This is a genomic window from Chitinophaga ginsengisegetis (assembly GCF_900168065.1).
GTDB lineage: Bacteria > Bacteroidota > Bacteroidia > Chitinophagales > Chitinophagaceae > Chitinophaga > Chitinophaga ginsengisegetis.
This window is the reverse complement of record NZ_FUZZ01000001.1, coordinates 1483091-1501742: the sequence shown is the minus strand read 5'-3', so window position 1 is coordinate 1501742 and position 18652 is coordinate 1483091. Positions and strand designations below refer to the sequence as shown.

Genomic DNA, 18652 nt, shown 5'->3' with positions numbered 1-18652 from the left:
CTCAAATGTATGAAGCAATTCATTTGGTGTCATCTCTATGCCATCCGGAAAACGATGCGCACCGGCTGCAGGATATTCCTACTCATTTCACTTGGAACGCAATTGCTGTTTGCAGGCGCCTTAACAGGGCAAACAGCCAGGGAAGTAAAAATAGATGTGCAGCTGGAAAACCGCTCCCTGCAGGATGTTTTAACAGAGATGGAAAAGAAAAGCGGACTGTCATTTGTATACAATGATAAACTGGTAGCGGAATATACGCGCTTGTCCGTATCCGCAAACCGGCAGCCACTGTCGGTTGTGCTGGACAAACTACTGAAAAATACAAAGCTCAGTTATCTGCAGAAAGATAACCTGATCATTATTGTGGAAAAAGAAACCCCACGCACGGAAATCATCAGTAATGAGATACCCATACAACAGGTAACCGTACAGGGAAAGGTAACCGATGATAAGAATGAAGCTCTACCCGGCGTAAGCGTAAAAGTTAAAAACGGGCAGACAGGCACTTCTACAGATGCGGAGGGAAAATACCGCATTGCCGTTGATCCCGGCGCCGTACTGGTGTTTTCTTATATCGGCTTCCAGGATGAAGAAGCGCTGGTAGGTAACAAAACAGTAATAGACGTAGTGATGCAGGGGTCCATAGCAAGTCTCCGCGAAGCAGTGGTAATTGGTTATGGTACGCAACGCAGAGGTGATGTAACCAGCGCCGTAGCCACTGTGAAGTCCGCTAACTTTGTGAAAGGCCCGGTACTGGATGCCGGACAACTGCTGCAGGGAAAAGTTGCAGGTTTAACCGTTGCTACGCCCAGCGGCAACCCTACCGATGGATCGCAGATATTGCTGCGCGGTAACACCACCTTATTCGGCGCCAATGCCAACCCCCTCGTTATCGTCGATGGTATCCCCGGCGATCTGAAAACAGTAGCCCCTGAAGATATTGAATCGGTGGATGTATTGAAAGATGGCTCCTCTGCGGCTATCTATGGTGTAAGAGGTTCCAATGGCGTGATCATCATCACCACAAAAAGAGCTAAAGGTACCTTTGCCAATTCCGTGGATTACAGCGGCTATGCTACCACGCAAATGATCTCCAAAAAACTGGATATGCTCACCGCACAGGATTACCGGGATCAGATCAAAGCCGGCACCAGGCTCGCTTCCTGGGATGCAGGCGGCTCCACCGACTGGCTGAAAGAAGCCACCCGCACACCGTTTACACAGGTGCATAATCTTACCATCCGCGGTGGTAATGCTACCACCAACTACCTCGCTTCTGCTAACTATCGCGCGTTACAGGGGATCTTTAGAAAAAGTGATAACAATACTTTCTCCGGCAGGATCGATGTAAACCACAGCATGCTGGATGATAAACTGAAACTGAATATCGGTATCCTGAACCAAACCAATAACTACACCCGTAATAATAACGGCGATAATAGTTTTAACGGATGGATCTACCGTCAAACAGTAATCAGGAATCCTACAGAACCGGTGCGTAAAGAGAACGGCGACTTCTACGAGCAAACCGGCAACTTTGATTACGAGAATCCAATGGCATTGCTGTATGAAAGCGATGGCGAAGCCAAGAATGTAAATTCCCGCATGAACGCTACACTTACCTACAGGCCTATTAATAATTTGAAGCTGTCGGCCTTATTCTCCTATGCACGCTTTAATTCCAACAAAGGTTACGCGGAAACGAAGAAGCATATCTCTAATATCAAAAGCGGCGTGAATGGCTTTGCATCGGTAGCTTCAGATCTGTCTATCGACCGCCTCACGGAATGGACGGCGGAATATACCCGGTCGTTCAATGCGCATCACTTCACATTGTTAGGTGGATATGGCTACCAGGAGAATGAATCTTCCGGTAACTATTCCGACAACCAGGATTTTCCGACAGATCTTTTTGGCTATAACAATATTGGTTTGGGAGAAGGGATCAAGAACCAGCTGGCGAATATCAGCAGTTATAAAACAGAATCAAACCTGATCAGTTTTTTTGGACGACTGAACTATAGCTACGAAGACCGCTACCTGCTGATGGCCAGCCTGAGAAGGGAAGGAGCCAGCCAGTTGTTTGGCGCGAAGAACCCCTGGGGTAATTTCTGGGCGGTATCCGGTGGCTGGAGAATTTCAAACGAAAGCTTCATGAAACAGCAACGGCTGTTTGATGACCTGAAACTGCGCGCTGGATATGGTATTACCGGGAACCCGCCAAAGGATGGGTTTTTAAGTCAGCCGCTGATCGGTTATGGCGACTATGTATACACCAATGGCAAATGGTCCCGTATCCTGGTGCCCTCCACCAATGCCAATCCGTTTATCCGCTGGGAAGAGAAAGCTGAAGCCAACATAGGGCTGGACTTTAGTATGCTGAGGGGCCGCATCAGCGGTAGTGTGGATGTATACAACCGCCGGATCAAGGGCCTGCTGTATAATTATGAAGTGCCCAGCCCGCCAAATCTCTACCGCACCACTACCGCGAACGTAGGTAAAATGGAAAATAAAGGTATTGAGATAATGCTGAACTTTATCCCGGTAAAAGCAAAAGATTTCACCTGGAATACCAGTGTTAACTTCTCTACCAACAGCAATAAATTAATCAGCCTTTCCAACGAATTATACCAGACTACTACACCTTACTTCACTACCGGTGCAGCAGGGGTTCCCATCCAGACATTTACCAACATTGTAACCATCGGCAAAGGCATCGGTGATTTTTACGGATATAAAGTGATTGATATAGACGATAACGGGAAATGGATATACGAAGGAAGAGATGGTAAGCCGGTGAACTACGATAATTTTGCACATGCTTTTGAAGACAAGAAAGTAATTGGTAACGGCTTGCCAAAATACTATGCAGGCTGGAATAATAATTTCTCTTACAAACACTTTGATCTCAGTATCACTATGCGCGGCGCTTTCGGGTACCAGATCATTAATTCGCAAAGGATGTATATGGAGAACCCATCTATCCAGAATTATAATATCCTGAAATCGGCGTATGATCCTGTTTTTGGAAAGAAAGTATTAAATGTAAATGCACTCGAGTTCAACAGCTATTATGTAGAAAACGGCGATTTCTGGAAGATAGATAACATTACACTGGGCTACACTTTTCCACAGATAAAGAACAAGTATCTTAAAGGCGCCCGTTTCTATGTTTCCTCGCTGAATACTTTCGTTATCACAAAGTACAAAGGACTGGACCCCGAAGTAAACAGGTTGGGATTGAACCCCGGTATGGACGACCGCGACAAGTACCCGTCTGTCCGTTCCTTTACCGCCGGTGTGAACCTGAATTTCTAATCTTCCAAAAACACGTGTATGAAAATGCTTCGTAAAATAAATCTGCTGATGGTTATTGTTTTACTGTCGGCGTGTACCAAATTAAAAGATACACCATATACCACTATCATCTCCACGCAGTTTAATCCTACCAAAGATGATATAGCCGCGCTGGTGGGTGCAGGGTACTCGCAATGGCGGTTTATATTGCTTGACTGGAATGGCCTCTGGCGGGCGCAGGAAGTGACCGGCGATCAGCTGGTAATACCCAAACGTCCGTGGGGATGGTTTGATGACGGCGTATACCAGCGTTTGCATAAACATACCTGGACTACCGATGATGATGTGGTAAACCAAACCTGGTCCAGGACTTATGCGGGCATCACCAACTGTAACAGGATCATTTACCAGATTGAATCCGGCCTGATCCCTATTACGGAAGGGAAGGAAGCCACACTTGCAGAACTGAAAGTGCTCCGTGCGTCGTACTATGCCATCCTGTGCGACTTTTACGGAAATGTTCCTATTGTAACACAGTTTGATTTGCCCTCAGGATTTTTGCCCGAACAGAGTACGCGTAAGGAAGTGTATGAATTCATCGTAAAGGATCTTACCGATAATATTCCTTTTCTGAGCAAAGACAATACGGTAGCTACCTACGGCAAATTCAACAAATGGGCAGCCTTTACGCTGCTGGCTAAAATGTACCTGAATGCAGGCGTGTATACCGGCACACCTCAATGGGAAAAATGTATCAGTGCCTGTGATAGCGTCATCAAATCCGGCGCGGGATATATCCTGGAACCGGCGCAGAAAAGTGTGTTTATAACAGAGAACCAGAATTCAAAAGAAATAATACTGGCTATTCCGATGGATGAGGATTATACCAATAACTGGAACGCCTTTGATCTTCATATGCAAACACTGCAGCAGGAAAACCAGGCGACCTATAACCTGAAGAATACGCCCTGGGGCGGCATCTGTGCCATCCCCCAGTTCATCAGCACCTTTGATCCTGCTGATGCCCGGTATCAGAATAACTGGATCAAAGGACAACAGTATACCGCCGGCGGCCAGATGTTGTATGTGGCGCAGGGCGATTTCGCCGGTAAGCCGCTGAGCTTTGTAAATGAATTACCCGGTTTGGAAAAGGGAGAATCGGTGCATGGTTTCCGTTTAGGAAAATTTGAAATAAAGATGGGCTCCACTAACCGGTTGAGTAATGATTACCCACTGTTCCGCTATGCCGAGGTGCTGATGATGAAAGCGGAAAGTTTGCTTCGTACAGGCAAGGCCGATGAGGCTGCGGCCATTGTTACACAGGTAAGGCAAAGGGATTTTTCCGCCAATCCTTCCAAAGCAGTGGTAACGGGCGCCCAGCTGATAGGCGGCAGTGCCTACCAGTATGGTATGAAGGATGCTGTGAATAATCAGTTCAGCAATGAAGGCGGTGCGGATCTTGTATTCGGACGGTTTTTGGATGAACTGGGCTGGGAGTTTGACCAGGAAGGCCATCGCCGCACCGATATGATCCGGTTTGGCGCCTTTACGAAAAAATCGTGGTTGTCGCATGCCGCCACTAATAATATTAACCGCACGCTATTCCCGATACCCAGAACGGAGATTCAGAAGAATAATAATCTGAAGCAGAATCCGGGGTATTGAGGCTTGTTTTGGTTGTAGATTGATCGCGGGGATGAATATTCATCCCCGTTTTTTTTGCGGTTACATTCCCCCTTCAAAATAAAATTTCCCCAGACGCTAGGATACTATCATAAATTATTTTAGTTTCAATCTTGTTATTTTGCTTAAACGTGTAAGCAAAATCAGATGATCCACGGAGAAACGATGAAAAACGAAGTGTTAAACCAGCAGAGCCATAGTTGATTTTATTGTAAAGCGCAGCACGGGCGGCACTTGCCGGCTGTTTTAAATTTGAAACCCACATGAAAAAAAGTAACAACCGGCGTTTTTTTCTGAAAAATATTGCAGTTGCCTATCTGGGCGCTGCAACCATCCCTGCTATCGCATTGGCGGCAAAGGAAGAAACGCCTGCGCCGGGGGAAAAGAAGGCGCCGGGCGACCGTCGTTTTAATGAAGCCTACAACGGAAAGTATAATAACCGTATAGCCTTCCCCGTTGGAGGAATAGGCGCCGGCATGTTTTGCCTGGAAGGTACGGGCGCTATTTCGCATATGTCGGTGCACCACAATCCCGAAATGTTTTACGAGCCGGCTATGTTTGCCGCTATCAGTATTAAAGGCGTTCCCAACGGGGCGAGGGTACTGGAAGGAAGTGTGCCCAACTGGAAGAAGTTCGGGCAACGTGATGCCGGGTTAGGCGGTACCGGCGGCGCTACCTGGGGGCTGCCGCGTTTTAACGAAGCCACTTTTAACGCGCGTTTCCCATTTGCGGATATCCGTCTCCGTGATAACGCATTGCCCCTGCAGGTGAGTATAAAAGGCTGGAGCCCTTTTACACCGGGCGATGAAGATCATGCCAGTATGCCCTTTGGCGCACTGGAATACCAGTTTACCAATACCGGTACTAAACCGGAAGAATATATTTTTTCCTATCATGCCCGCAACTTTATGCGGCAGGGAGATAAAGGGAATAGTGTAGCGGCCATGCCGCAGGGATTTGTTTTATCGCAGGAAGCAATTCCCGATGCGCCGGAAAAGAAAGGAGCATTCGCCATCTTTACCACCGAGCCTTCCACTATTGTGGATCATTGCTGGTTCCGCGGCGCCTGGTTTGATCCCTTAACGATGGTATGGAATACCGTAAAAGCAGGCGAAACACGTGATGCAGCACCAGTGGAGAAAGACGCACCGGGCGGATCTTTGTATGTGCCCTTCCGTTTGCAACCCGGAGAAAAAAAGGTGATCCGGCTTATGATGACGTGGTATGTGCCGGATTCCAAACTGCATATAGGTGATAGTCCGGGTGGTGGTACTCCCGCCACAGGTAAGTATTACAAGCCCTGGTACAGCAGCCGGTTTAAAGATATTACAGAAGCAGCCGCTTACTGGTCCGGCCACTATGATGAACTCCACCGGCAAACATCTCTTTTTACAAATACTTTTTATAAAAGCACCCTGCCACCGGAAGTACTGGAAGCAGTAGCCGCCAACCTCACCATCTTAAAATCCGCTACGGTGATGCGGCAATACGATGGCCGCTTCTGGTGCTGGGAAGGTTCCGGCGATAACTGGGGCAGCTGCCACGGTACCTGTACGCATGTATGGAACTATGCACAGGCAGTACCACACCTGTTTCCTGCGCTGGAAAGGAGCTTACGACATACAGAGTTTCATGAAAATCAAAATACGGAAGGACACCAGGGCTTCCGGGCCAATATCCCCATTTCGCCGCTGGTGCATAACTTCCATTCAGCCGCCGACGGCCAGCTGGGCGGCATTATGAAAATGTACCGCGACTGGCGCATCAGCGGAGATCACGACTGGCTGAAGCAAATGTTCCCCCTGGTGAAAGTGAGCATGGACTATTGTATCCGCACCTGGGATCCGAAAAGAAAAGGCATTGTGGAAGAACCCCATCATAATACCTACGATATTGAATTCTGGGGGCCCACCGGTATGTGTACCAGCTTCTACCTCGGTGCACTCACGGCATTCACCGCAATGGGCGGCGCGCTTGGTGAAGATGTGAGCGCCTATCAATCGCTTTATGCAAAAGGAAAGCAATACCTGGAAACGGAGTTGTACAACGGTGAATATTTTATACAACAAATAAAATGGACCGACCTGCAGGCACCCGATCCGGTAAAAGCCCAATCGTTCAGCACGCAATATTCACCGGAAGCACTGGCATTGCTGAAAAAGGAAGGACCGAAATACCAATACGGCACGGGATGCCTCTCTGATGGCGTACTGGGCTCCTGGATTGCCCGCGTATGCGGCCTGCCGGAACCCGTTGATACTGCCAAAACAAAAAGCCACTTGCTGGCAGTACATAAATACAATCTTAAAAAAGATCTGCAGCAACACGAAAACCCACAACGCTCTACCTATGCACTGGGGCATGAAGGCGGACTGCTGCTATGCTCCTGGCCCAAAGGTGGGATGCTGTCGCTCCCGTTTGTATACAGCAATGAAGTATGGACCGGTATCGAATACCAGGTGGCTTCCCACCTGATGTTCCAGGGAGAAGTGGAAAAGGGGCTTGATATTGTACGTACCTGCCGTGAGCGGTACGATGGTACCGTCAGGAATCCTTTCAATGAATATGAATGCGGTCATTGGTATGCCCGCGCCATGTCGAGTTACGGATTGTTGCAGGGACTTACCGGTGTACGTTACGATGCTGTGGATAAAGCCATTCACATCGATTCAAAGATCGGCGATTTCAGCAGCTTCCTGGCCACCGACAAGGGCTTTGGTACTGTGAGCTGGAAGAAGGGAGTGCCGTCCTTAACGGTGGCCTATGGTACTATTCCGGCTGTACACGCCATAGTGGGAGGCAAAACGATTCCATTGGCTTAAATGAAAACAGATGAACATTTACCGCTCCCTGGTTTTTAGTATACTCGTTACCGTTAGCACTGCCGCTGCTCAGCAACCCGCGGAACCGCAATGGATCCAACCCGATAATACCGCTGCACCGCCGCTGTGGGGAATCCGCAATGGCATTGTGATCGGGTTGTGGCCAGCGGCGATTGAGGGCCCGCGACCCGGCAATGATGGTGGTCCCCGTGGACTGCTCCGCATCGGTTATGAATGGAAGGGCATCATTTATCATCTCAACTATATTGCTATAGAGCCGGTGGTGAATGGCAAAATAGAGTTTAGTGAAATATCGCCTTCACGGGCAGACGGAAAGTGGGGTAAGTTGATGTGGACCAGCGAAACCATTGAGTCTGGCCGCTTTACAGCCACTGCCGGCACCCGCGGCGTGCTCTCACATCCCGATGCGCAGCATCCGGAATACACCACACTCAGCTTTTACGTTTTCATGGAAACATTTGAAAACGGCGCCCGTCCTTATCTCCGCCTGAGCATCAGCAGCCAGCGGCCGGAAGAAGTATGCATAGAAGTATTTGATCAGCCCGGCGGCACGCCAATGGAGCGCTGCGGCATCACTGCTACAATGGGCAACTACGCGCGACTGAGGAAATTATACCTGAAAGATAAAATCGTGTATGCGAAAACGTTATATGGAGGGTATAATGGTACCGGCTTCATAGAAAAAGCGCCTTACCCGTTGCAGCAAATGCTGCGCAATAAAAGCGGCGATTACCTGGTGATGGCGCAGCCCGATGAATCACTGAAGGAGCTGGCCGCCTGGCCGGAAGATGAGCAACATGCTGCTCACTGGGGCTGGCGGTATCGTCCCTTTTATACACTTACACAATACTGGCGCAAAGAAGCCCGTGAGGCCGATAGCTCGCTGCAGGTCAGGGTAAACGGGCGGGCGAAATACTGGAGCGGTGGAAGCACCGATCCAAACGCATACATAAATATACCCGGTGGCCCATCTTTCGAAAACTTTGAATTACGGGAAAAATATAATGCCGGTCAGAAAATATATTTTGGTCTTACCCGCAAAACTACTGCGGAACTGCTTGCACAGTAACCGGCGCTGCACGTTTTAACGCATAGTAACCTACTACCGCAAAACAAACCAACGGTACTGTATATGCCAATTGCACATTGCTGTAGAAGCTCACTGCGCCCAATGCCAGTGGTATCAATGCACCGCCTACTATGGACATTACCAGGAAAGCAGAGGCAGATTTGGTTTCATTGCCAAGATCGCGGATAGCCAGTGAAAAAATAGTAGGGAACATGATAGACATAAAAAATTCCACGGCCAGTAAAAAGTAAACGCCCGTTCTACCGCCAACGGCTACACTATAACACAGCAGTAATACACAAGCGATACTGTACAGCAACAGCAATCGTTGCGGTGCTATTTTCCGCATGAACAATGTACCCGCATACCTGCCTGTCATAAAGCAAAGCAGCAACAGCCCTAAATACGTGGTGGCCTCTTTCTCTTTCATATGCCCGCTGTAGCCGGCGTAACGGATAAAGAAACTGGAGATGCATACCTGTGCACCTACATATGCGAACTGTGCAATCACACCCCAGCGGAAATGAACGTGTCTGAATACACGAAGATTAATACTCAGTCCGCCGCTGTGCTCTTCCTGTATTTTAGGAAAGCGCACTAACCGGAATAATAATGCCGTGAGCAGCAATACGCCTGCAATGGCGAGGTAAGGAACCTGCACAGAACGCGCTTCCGTGAGCAGGTATTGGTTCAATGCTTCGGGCGACATGCTGCTGCTTTGCGCTGCGGTGAGTTCCTTCCCTGAAAGGATCACTTTACTCAGGAAGAAAGCCGCCACAAAGGCGCCCAGGCCATTAAATGCCTGTGCAAAATTGAGTCGCTGTACCGCCGTTTCCGGCGTACCCATAATGGTGATATATGGATTGGCAGCGGTTTCCAGGATCGTCATACCGGCTGCCACGAGGAACAAGGCAAAAAGAAACAAGCCAAAAGAACGTAGCTCTGCGGCGGGAAAGAACAGGACGGCGCCTGCGGCTGCAATAAGCAAACCCGTGATGATACCGGTTTTATAACTCCACTTGCGCATCACCCAGGCTGCCGGCAAGGCAAAAAAGAAATAGCTGATCCAGTAGGCGGCGTCAATAAAAGCCGACTGGAAATCATTCAGCTGACAGGCTTTCCGCAGATGCGGTATCAACACAGGAATAAGATTACCGGTGAGCGCCCACAAAAAGAAAAGGCTGATAATAAGTACAGTGGCGAGTTTTAGCTGGCGAGATGTAGAAGACGCGGGCGCTGTTTGTTTGACGGCTGCAGTGGAATTCATAAGGATATTTTTTAGTTATAAGCGGTAAGTCTGTACTTCATTCACCAGCTGTCCTATATGGTCTATACTAATTTCTACCCGGTCGTTGTCCTGTAACGTGAAACTATTGTCCGGTACCAGGCAGGTGCCGGTCATGAGGAAACAGCCATCCGGGAAAGCACAGCCACGGTATAAAAAGTCCACCAGCTCCTGGTGACTGCGTTTCATCTGGCTGATAGGCACGCTATCGGAATACTGTACTTCATTGTTCCGGTAGATGGACATGCGGATGAGGGTGTCTGCAGGAATCGGCTTGTCGGGCACCATCAGGCAGGGACCAAGCCCGGCGCATTTCTCGTATACTTTTGCCTGCGGCAGATATAAAGGGTTTTCCCCTTCAATGCTGCGCGAACTCATGTCGTTGCCTATGGAATAACCTTCAATAATGCCTTTGCTGCTGATAAACAAAGTAAGCTCCGGTTCCGGCACATCCCAGGAGGAATCTTCGCGGATGTACACCGTTTGTCCATGGCCAGATACGCGGTGTGGCGTAGCTTTGAAGAATAACTCCGGGCGTTCGGCTACATATACCTTGTCATAAAAAGTGGCGCCGCCGGATACTTCTGATTCTTCCATGCGGGCGGTACGGCTCCGGTAGTAAGTAACACCGGCTGCCCATACTTCCTGTGAACCGATAGGAGGCTGCAGCGATGTTGCCAGTATTTTTTCAGCAGCAGATTTTTCGATGGGTGATAATCCTTTCAGATCCTCCACCACACACTGGTACAAGCCTTCCCTGTTTACGAATTCATTCCAGCCTGCAATAATGGTATAGTATTGTTCCTGGTAGGCGATGAGTAAAGTGGTAGTGGTTTTATAAATGCGGATACTATTCATTTGGAATTATTTGTTGGTAAGAAAATGTTGTACGTCTTCCAGTGGGAGCTGCCACAGTTGCATGGCCAGCACCTGCAATGCTTTACGGTCGCCTTCAAAGTGCAGCGTGGTTTGCCGGTAACGGAGCGATTCGCCTGCTTTCAGCGCGCGCGCATCGGAAGAGGATTCTACTTCATAGAAGGGACCCATTTGTGTGCCGTCGGCAAGTGGCCCATCATTGTAGCAATTCACCGCATCACCTTTGAAAGGTTCTTTCTGCAATTCCCATTTTGAATTTACATATCGGCCCTGTGGTACTACGTCATAGAGTAGTACGGTGAGCGTGTTGTTTTCAAGGTCAATACTACCCGCACCTTTTTTAGCTACGAGTGGGGAGAGGCCCAGTTTGCCGCGCGACTTTCCATCTGCACGGAATAGCAGCAGGCTGTCTTTTAACTGTAAATTCTGCGCTGGGATCTTTCCAAAATAGTCGTCTGTAATATGTTGTTTAGCGTCAGGCCCTGGTCTGAAAGGCGCTACAATAGCCGTTTGATCAGATGGTTTAAACATGCCTAACAGCCAGATACTTAACAACCCGTTTTCCTCCTGCCAGCTGCTGTCGCCTTTGTTGGTAATGGTGTTATCTGTTTCATAGGCCACACTGCTGATACCAGCGGGTAGTGCAAACCCAATACTGGAAACAATGTCCGCGTTGTTCAACAGGCGGATGGTTCTGTTGATCTGCAAGTGAAAAGCACTGCCTTTATAGTTTTGAATTGTTCCGTCCTGCTGATAGGTGATGCTGTTCTCCGATTGTGCAGTTACCGTATAATGTGCGGTATCTATCAGGCCGGGTGTTTGCCAGTTGGCAAAGTCGAAAGGTTTTCCCGGTGGGAAGAAGAGTGCGTATTGTCCGCCTTCCGGTCCCAGCCAGAAACGTTCTTCGCCGCCAAAGGCATTGATATGCGGTGCGTATTGCTGTGATGACACCAGGTTGTAATTGATCCAGCCAAAACTCTTTCCTTTATCACCCCCGGTGGTGCTGGTCATTACACGCGCCTGGTAGTCGCCGGTAACCACCAGCCGGCCACTGTCGCTGCCATTTTTCAATACCACTACATTTTTCAGATGTTGCTGTAAAAAGGTTACATCTTCACCAAAATTTGAAGGCTTCATATTGTTGGGTTCTTTCGTTGGTCCGGCACCGTTACAGCCAAAAAGCGCTGCAGCAATACAACCGGAGAGAAGGATAGATTTCATAACGATGGCAATTTAGCGTGATAGAAAATGAACTATAATGATACACCTCTTTTCCAGGGAATAAAATCATCCTGTCCGAGTACCTGTGCTTTTGTCTGGTAGTTGCCGCTGGCAGTGTCTATCACCATTTCCATGATACGCGCGGCTACTTCGTCAATGGTTTCTTCTCCGTTGATGATGGTGCCGGTATCAAGGTCAATGATATCATGCATCTTGCGGGCGAGTATAGTGTTGGTAGATAGTTTAACGACCGGTGTAACGGGGTTGCCGGTAGGCGTGCCGAGGCCGGTGGTAAACAGTACAATGTTAGCGCCTGCTCCCACTTCCGCTGTAGTGGATTCCACATCGCTGCCGGGTGTACATAGCAGGGCAAGACCCGAACGTTGCACCCATCCGGGATAATCTATTACATCTGTTACAGGAGAGGAGCCGCCTTTTTTGGCTGCGCCCGCCGATTTGATAGCGTCTGTAATCAAGCCATCGCGGATGTTACCGGCAGAAGGGTTGGAGTCGAAGCCGGAGCCTACAGCTTCCGCTCTGCTGGCGTAATCGCGCATCAGCTGCACATAGCGTGCAGCCATGTCCGTAGTAACGCATCGATCGCTCAGTTCCTGTTCCACACCGCATAGTTCCGGGAATTCCGATAGGATCACCGAACCACCCAATGCTACCAGGATATCGGCTACCTTGCCTACCGCCGGATTGGCGGAGATGCCGGAGAACCCGTCGGAGCCGCCGCACTCCATACCAATACATAGTTTGCTGAGTGGTGCGGGTTGCCGCTGCCAGTTGTTGGCCTGTGTTAGTCCTTCAAAGGTTTGTTGCAGCGCCTGCGTCATCAGTTCTTTTTCGGAACCTACCTGTTGCTGTTCGAGATAGATAACGGTTCTGTCGAAGCCCGGCGAGCGTTTTTCAATTTCTTCTTTAAGAATGCTGATCTGTGCGTTCTGGCATCCGAGGCTCAGCACCGTAGCGCCGGCCACATTTGGATGGGTGATGTAGCCCGCCAGTAATCCGCAGAGTGTACGTGCATCGTCTTTGGTGCCGCCGCAGCCCATGGTGTGCGTGAGCAGTTTAATGCCATCAATGTTGGGGAAGGTACGGGTGGGCAGCGTAAGCGTGGCCGTAGCGGCGGAATGATCCTGCCGGAAGTCCCGCAGCAATTGTTGCAGCATGGATTCATAGGGAGAGGGTTCCCGGTAGCCGAGTTCTTTTACCAGCATTTCATGCAGCAGCTGTACGTTGCGGTTTTCGCAGAACACCAGCGGAATAATTACCCAGTAATTACCGGTGCCTACGCGGCCATCTTTGCGGGGATAGCCCATAAAGGTGCGGTTTTTCCAGGGAGATGTATCCGGTGGTGTCCATTCAGCGTGGCGCTCGCCGCTCACGCTGAACTGGCCGGAGGCATGGCGTATATTCCGGGTGGTGATGAGTTCACCGGCAGGCAGATCTTCATTGGCCAATCCTACCAGTACGCCGTACATAATGATGGGCGCATCTTTCGGGATGCTGCCCGCGACTATTTTATGCTTGGCAGCAATATCACGTATAGCCGTTACTGTTTGTGCCCCATTGCTCACTGCTGTGCCGGCAGGAATGTTTTGCAATGCTACCCAAACGTTGTCCCCGGGATGGATTTGTAATATGCTTTGTTTCATCGTTGCTTGAATAAAATAAATTTATATCAGTGCCCTGTCGAGGTGTACATAGCCACCATCCACATGAATGAGTTGCCCGGTGGTATGGCTTGATTTCCCCGACAGGAGGAAGGCCGTCATTTGGGCAATTTCTTCGGGAGTGGTCATGCGTTTTTCGAAGGGGATGCGTTCCACAATGCTGGCCAGTTTTGCTGCTTTATCGGGGAAGGTATTGATCCAGCTTTCATATAAAGGCGTCCACGATTCGGCTACCACGATGGCGTTTACGCGGATGCTGAAAGGCAGCAGTTCCACGGCCCATTCACGGGTAAGCGCATTGCGGCCGCCGTTAGCAGCAGCATAGGCGGAAGTGTTACCCTGACCGGTTTCTGCGGTTTTGGAAGTGATGTTTACAATAGCGCCCTTTGATGTTTTGAGGAAGGGAAGCGCGTGATGCGCCATCAGGTAATAGTGTACGAGGTTGCGGTGCAATGATTGCATAAACGCTTCGTAGCTGCCTTTTTCCAGTCCTACGCCATCGTTGATACCTGCGTTATTAACAAGTCCGTCTATCCGCCCGAATTCCGCGGCTACTGTGGCCACGGCTTTTTCGCAGGCCAGCGGATCGGTCAGTTCTGCTACTGCCTGTGCGCCATTGCCACCTGCTTCACGGATACGTTCCAGCTGCAGGAGGTTATCAGCTTCACTTCTGCCGATGATAACCGGAATGGCGCCTTCCTGTGCCAGTACTGCGCTGATAGCGGCGCCAATGCCTTTGGCGCCGCCGGTTACGATGATGATCTTATCTTTTAAACCCAGGTCCATACGTAATATTTAGAGGGAGTTTTTTGAAATGTCGCCATTCACCTGTCGCCATATCTTCATAGGATTTTCATCCTGTAGTTCCGGTGGCAGCAGGTAAGCGGGGAAGTCCTGGTAACATACGGGGCGGCAGAAGCGATAGATCGCTGCGGTGCCTACGGACGTGCCGGCGGCAGGAGTGGTAGCCGGCCAGGGGCCGCCATGTACCATCGCATGACTAACGGCTACGCCTGTAGGAAAACCATTGATGATGATCCTGCCTGCTTTCTCCCGTAAGATATCTATTAAAGCTGCGTGTTGCTGCAATTCTTCTTCAGTACCATGAATGGTGGCGGTGAGTTGTCCTTCCAGCCGCCGGGCCACTGTGTATATTTCTTCTATGCTGCCGGCGTGGATGTGCAGGGAAGAGGGGCCAAACACTTCATGACAGAGGGCCGGGTTTTCCAGCACCTGCGCGGCTGTAACCTGCAACAGGCTGGGAGTGGCCTGTTGATCAGCAGGGGGGGCTTCACCCAGTACTTCTACGCCCTGCTCACGCAGGGTGGCAATACCGTTATTATACGCGGCTAATATACCGGGTGTGAGCATGTAGCCGTTTGGCAATGTGCCTACGCCCTGCCGGAGCGCGTTGATAAATGCATCTGTGTCATTGCCTGCTGCGGTGATAAACAAACCGGGATTGGTACAAAACTGCCCGGTGCCCAGGGTAACAGATTGCAGGAATTGCGTGGCCAGCGCGGTTCCTTTCTCCCGAAGTATTCCCGGAAGAAAAAATACGGGGTTTACGCTGCCCATTTCCGCAAATACAGGAATAGGCACCGCTCTTCGTGTAGCCGTGTCATATAGTGCCTTGCCTCCTTTAAAGGAGCCGGTGAAAGCAATGGCAGATACCAGCGGATGCGCCGCCAGGTATTGTCCTGTTTCATGGGAGGTGCCATGTACCAGGGAGAATACGCCATCGGGCATATTGGTGCGCAGTACTGCTTTGCGTATAGCCGTAGCCGTTAAATGGGAGGTATGCGGATGTGCTGGATGCGCTTTGAACACCACGGTACAGCCGGCAGCCAGTGCTGCGGTGGTATCGCCGCCGGCTACGGAAAATGCCAGCGGGAAGTTGCTGGCGCCGAAGATACCGGTAACGCCTATGGGAATCTGCATTTGCCGCAAATCCGGAGTGGGGGTGGTGATCCGCGCGTTTACCCAGGAGCCTTCCGTGATGGTAGCGGCAAACAGCCGCAGCTGTCCCGTAGTACGGTCTCTTTCTCCCTGTAGTCTCGGTAGCGGTAGTCCGCTCTCCGCGGAAGCTACATTGATTAATTCATCTCCCAGGGAAATTATTTCCTCCGCAATTGCCTGCAGGAAAGCGGCCCTTTGCTGCGGGGTTGTTTTTTTATAAACCGTAAAAGCCTGTGCGGCTAAATTTAAAGCCGAATCAATTTCGCCGGTGGTGGCTTCCCTGAATTCCTGTGGCAGCCATTGCTGCTGCAGGGGAGCGAATGCGCGGAAGGTATGGTCGCCTTCACCGGAAAAGTTATTGCCGATCATCTGCAATCCTGTCAACGAAGTTCTGTTCATCTTCCTGGTATTTTTATGATTAGTTTACTTCCAGCTCATTCATGGCTGGCAGTTTCGGGAACGGTGCATGTGGTTCACGCTGGTACCAGTATACTACGCTGCTGATATCCGATTGTTGCGGAAGATAGCGTCCGCCGCTGCGCCAGCCGAGGTCCTGGATGGTGATCTTCAGTTCTTTTTCAAAACGTATGGGGTCCATAATGTGCCAGCGGTACAGTCCAAACCGTTGCTGGGATTTATACAATCCGTCGGGGCGTATCACCTGTGATAGTCCTGAGTACGGTGTGCAAAATTCCTGGTAGCGGCCTTTGGTATCGAAGTTATAGGAACCGCAGAAGTAGTCTTCTGTACCGGTGCCGCAAATAGTTGGATATTGTTTATCGCCGTCCATAAAGAATTTTATTTCTCCTTCGCCCCACCAGCCGTTGTTGTTAACGCCCCAGGCGATGTAGGTGCCTACGTACTGGCCTTTTCCTTTCACGCCGTCGATCATGGTAAAGCTGGCGTCTTTCACGGGATTATTGCGGCGGAACTGTGCATGGAAATAACCGGCATCTTCAGGTACATTGGTGAGGGTGTAATCTACCTGGTAGTATAAGGTCATTCTTTCTGTGTTGATATTTTCCATTGTGATGCGGCATTTCTTACGGAAGGGCATGGCCCAGTAGCAGTTGAAGGCGCTGCCTGGATTTACGCATACTGCCAGTGAGTTGAGCGGTGCATATTCGCCCCAGCCCATCCCAAAGAAATCGCCTACGGGTACTTCTACAGAAGGCGTGGTTTCATCGTCCCAGTAAAAACGGATGATAGAGTAGCGCCAGTTGCCGGTGGGTGTCATCCAGATGTGCTGGATGGCGCCGGGGCCGGTAATTTCTGCCAGGGTAACGGTTTGGCCGGGTTCGATATGAATATATGGATTTACTTTCCAGCCCTGGCCCAGTTCTCTCGCAGCGCCGCGGGCGTTGCCCTGGTCGAGTGTGGCCATGCCGCCTTTGCCGGGTTCGCCGGTGAGGTTTTCCGGGCTGATAGAACGGGTTTTTGCATCAGACAAACGATAGAGGTTCCCCATGTTCATCTCCAGGCCATTAAAAGGTTGCTGGGCGCTGGTGGCCGTCCACGTGAAGACCGCAATAAAAGACAGGAGCAATAATTTTTTCATCATACGTGAATATTAAAAGATTAGGTTTCTACGGGTTTCTGCTGAATATAGCTTTATCGTTTAAGCAAGCTGATAAATTTTAAAAGATCACTTTCATACGTGGTCGTATATTACCGGCTGCCACAGGATTTTCTCACCACCAGCGTAGTGTCAATACAAATAGCAGTAGTGGTGGTAGTGCCATCCAGGATCTGTTCCAGCAGCACTCGCACTGCGGCCTTTCCTATTTCAAGAATCGGCTGTCTTACAAACGTTACCGGCGCATAAAACAAATCCAGCGCTTCTCCTTCATCAAATGTAATCACCGCGAGATCATCGGGTATGCGTATCCCCAGTGTATTAATATATTTCAGTCCCTCTATGGCCAGGCTGTTAGTGGCAAAAAAGATAGCATCTGCCGGGTGTTTTCCTTTCAGCAGCTCATCGATAGCCAGCCGGATATCTTCTTTTAAATGTGAGTATCTCGCCTTCTTCAGTAAACTGTTTGTTGCCTTTATACCATGTTGTTGTAAAGCATCCTGGTAGCCGCCTATCCTTTCGCTGATATGATGCAGCGTGGTTTTATACGCCACCATACCGATACGCTTCCTGCCTGCCTTAATAAGATGCGATACCGCGCCAGCTGCGGACTCCCGGTTATTAACGGCAATGTAACTGGCAGCAATCTCCGGGAAGAACCGGTCGATCAGCACAAAAGGAATCTTCTGCTCCTGCAATTGCCGGATCTGTTGCTCCGATCCTTCGGTAGGGGTGATAATAAGGCCGTCTACCTGCCGGTTTACGAGCACATTGATCAGGTCCTGCGACTTGTCCACGTTTTCGTCGGAGCTGCCAAAAATCACGTTATAATTATGCTTTTTGGCCTCGTCTTCAATTGTACGGGCAATATTGGCAAAGAAAGGATTGGAGATATCCGCTACGATCAGGCCAATGGTAAAAGACCGGCCACTTTTAAGACTGCGCGCAATATGATTGGGCTGGTAATTCAGCTTCCGCGCAATTTCACGGATCTTCTTCGCCATCTCTTCCCCGATCCTGGCCTTCTTGTCTTTGTTGGTCAGCACATAAGATACCAGCGCAGTGGATACACCTGCTTCGGTAGCGATATCTTTCAGCGAGACTTTCTTCATCTTTTAAAAATATGCTTAAACGTTTAAGTTTGCAAGCTTTTGGAAAGATTTT

12 protein-coding genes are annotated in these 18652 nt (G+C 49.8%); 4 read left to right on the top strand and 8 right to left on the bottom strand.

Annotation, left to right across the window (positions count from 1 at the left end; translation table 11 throughout):
* Positions 1–9: 9 nt before the first annotated feature.
* From B5Z18_RS05875 to B5Z18_RS05855, 4 genes are all read left to right on the top strand, one after another.
* Entirely contained in the window at positions 10–3318 is a 3309-nt protein-coding gene (locus tag B5Z18_RS05875; protein ID WP_143313504.1) for a TonB-dependent receptor, read from the top strand.
* 18 nt (positions 3319–3336) lie between these two features.
* Positions 3337–4962 (top strand): RagB/SusD family nutrient uptake outer membrane protein, encoded by a 1626-nt coding sequence (locus B5Z18_RS05870; RefSeq protein ID WP_143313503.1) that lies wholly within the window; start codon positions 3337–3339, stop codon positions 4960–4962.
* Between the two features lie 281 nt (positions 4963–5243).
* Positions 5244–7802: a GH116 family glycosyl hydrolase gene (locus tag B5Z18_RS05860; protein ID WP_079468446.1), complete on the top strand. Its 2559-nt coding sequence runs from the start codon at positions 5244–5246 to the stop codon at positions 7800–7802.
* Positions 7803–7812: 10 nt separating this feature from the next.
* A complete protein-coding gene (locus B5Z18_RS05855) occupies positions 7813–8892 on the top strand; it encodes a hypothetical protein (RefSeq protein WP_079468445.1) in 1080 nt (359 codons plus the stop codon).
* Here the strand turns inward: B5Z18_RS05855 and fucP are convergent.
* From fucP to B5Z18_RS05815, 8 genes are all read right to left on the bottom strand, one after another.
* On the bottom strand, positions 8867–10159 hold the full coding sequence (gene fucP / locus B5Z18_RS05850; RefSeq protein WP_079468444.1) for an L-fucose:H+ symporter permease: 1293 nt from the start codon (positions 10157–10159) through the stop codon (positions 8867–8869). The two genes, B5Z18_RS05855 and fucP, sit on opposite strands and share 26 nt — an antisense overlap.
* Positions 10160–10174: 15 nt before the next feature.
* Positions 10175–11035 (bottom strand): fumarylacetoacetate hydrolase family protein, encoded by an 861-nt coding sequence (locus B5Z18_RS05845; protein ID WP_143313502.1) that lies wholly within the window; start codon positions 11033–11035, stop codon positions 10175–10177.
* Positions 11036–11041: 6 nt separating this feature from the next.
* On the bottom strand, positions 11042–12274 hold the full coding sequence (locus B5Z18_RS05840; protein WP_079468443.1) for a DUF6786 family protein: 1233 nt from the start codon (positions 12272–12274) through the stop codon (positions 11042–11044).
* Positions 12275–12306: 32 nt separating this feature from the next.
* Positions 12307–13935: a UxaA family hydrolase gene (locus B5Z18_RS05835; protein WP_079468442.1), complete on the bottom strand. Its 1629-nt coding sequence runs from the start codon at positions 13933–13935 to the stop codon at positions 12307–12309.
* Positions 13936–13956: 21 nt separating this feature from the next.
* Positions 13957–14739 carry an L-fucose dehydrogenase gene (locus B5Z18_RS05830; RefSeq protein WP_079468441.1) on the bottom strand — a complete coding sequence of 261 codons (783 nt, stop codon included), beginning with the start codon at positions 14737–14739 and terminating at the stop codon, positions 13957–13959.
* 9 nt (positions 14740–14748) lie between these two features.
* On the bottom strand, positions 14749–16311 hold the full coding sequence (locus B5Z18_RS05825) for an aldehyde dehydrogenase (NADP(+)) (RefSeq protein WP_079468440.1): 1563 nt from the start codon (positions 16309–16311) through the stop codon (positions 14749–14751).
* Between the two features lie 19 nt (positions 16312–16330).
* Positions 16331–17473 carry a glycoside hydrolase family 172 protein gene (locus B5Z18_RS05820; RefSeq protein ID WP_235015879.1) on the bottom strand — a complete coding sequence of 381 codons (1143 nt, stop codon included), beginning with the start codon at positions 17471–17473 and terminating at the stop codon, positions 16331–16333.
* Positions 17474–17580: 107 nt separating this feature from the next.
* Positions 17581–18600 (bottom strand): LacI family DNA-binding transcriptional regulator, encoded by a 1020-nt coding sequence (locus B5Z18_RS05815; protein WP_079468438.1) that lies wholly within the window; start codon positions 18598–18600, stop codon positions 17581–17583.
* Positions 18601–18652: the final 52 nt, after the last annotated feature.

What these genes read in the sequence shown, in the direction of transcription:
- B5Z18_RS05870 (WP_143313503.1), top strand. Translation starts at nt 3,337, where the DNA reads ATGAAAATGCTTCGTAAAATAAATCTGCTGATGGTTATTGTTTTACTG.
- B5Z18_RS05860 (WP_079468446.1), top strand. Translation starts at nt 5,244, where the DNA reads ATGAAAAAAAGTAACAACCGGCGTTTTTTTCTGAAAAATATTGCAGTT.
- fucP (WP_079468444.1), bottom strand. Translation starts at nt 10,159, where the DNA reads ATGAATTCCACTGCAGCCGTCAAACAAACAGCGCCCGCGTCTTCTACA.
- B5Z18_RS05875 (WP_143313504.1), top strand. Translation starts at nt 10, where the DNA reads ATGAAGCAATTCATTTGGTGTCATCTCTATGCCATCCGGAAAACGATG.
- B5Z18_RS05830 (WP_079468441.1), bottom strand. Translation starts at nt 14,739, where the DNA reads ATGGACCTGGGTTTAAAAGATAAGATCATCATCGTAACCGGCGGCGCC.
- B5Z18_RS05840 (WP_079468443.1), bottom strand. Translation starts at nt 12,274, where the DNA reads ATGAAATCTATCCTTCTCTCCGGTTGTATTGCTGCAGCGCTTTTTGGC.
- B5Z18_RS05855 (WP_079468445.1), top strand. Translation starts at nt 7,813, where the DNA reads ATGAACATTTACCGCTCCCTGGTTTTTAGTATACTCGTTACCGTTAGC.
- B5Z18_RS05845 (WP_143313502.1), bottom strand. Translation starts at nt 11,035, where the DNA reads ATGAATAGTATCCGCATTTATAAAACCACTACCACTTTACTCATCGCC.
- B5Z18_RS05835 (WP_079468442.1), bottom strand. Translation starts at nt 13,935, where the DNA reads ATGAAACAAAGCATATTACAAATCCATCCCGGGGACAACGTTTGGGTA.
- B5Z18_RS05825 (WP_079468440.1), bottom strand. Translation starts at nt 16,311, where the DNA reads ATGAACAGAACTTCGTTGACAGGATTGCAGATGATCGGCAATAACTTT.
- B5Z18_RS05820 (WP_235015879.1), bottom strand. Translation starts at nt 17,473, where the DNA reads ATGATGAAAAAATTATTGCTCCTGTCTTTTATTGCGGTCTTCACGTGG.
- B5Z18_RS05815 (WP_079468438.1), bottom strand. Translation starts at nt 18,600, where the DNA reads ATGAAGAAAGTCTCGCTGAAAGATATCGCTACCGAAGCAGGTGTATCC.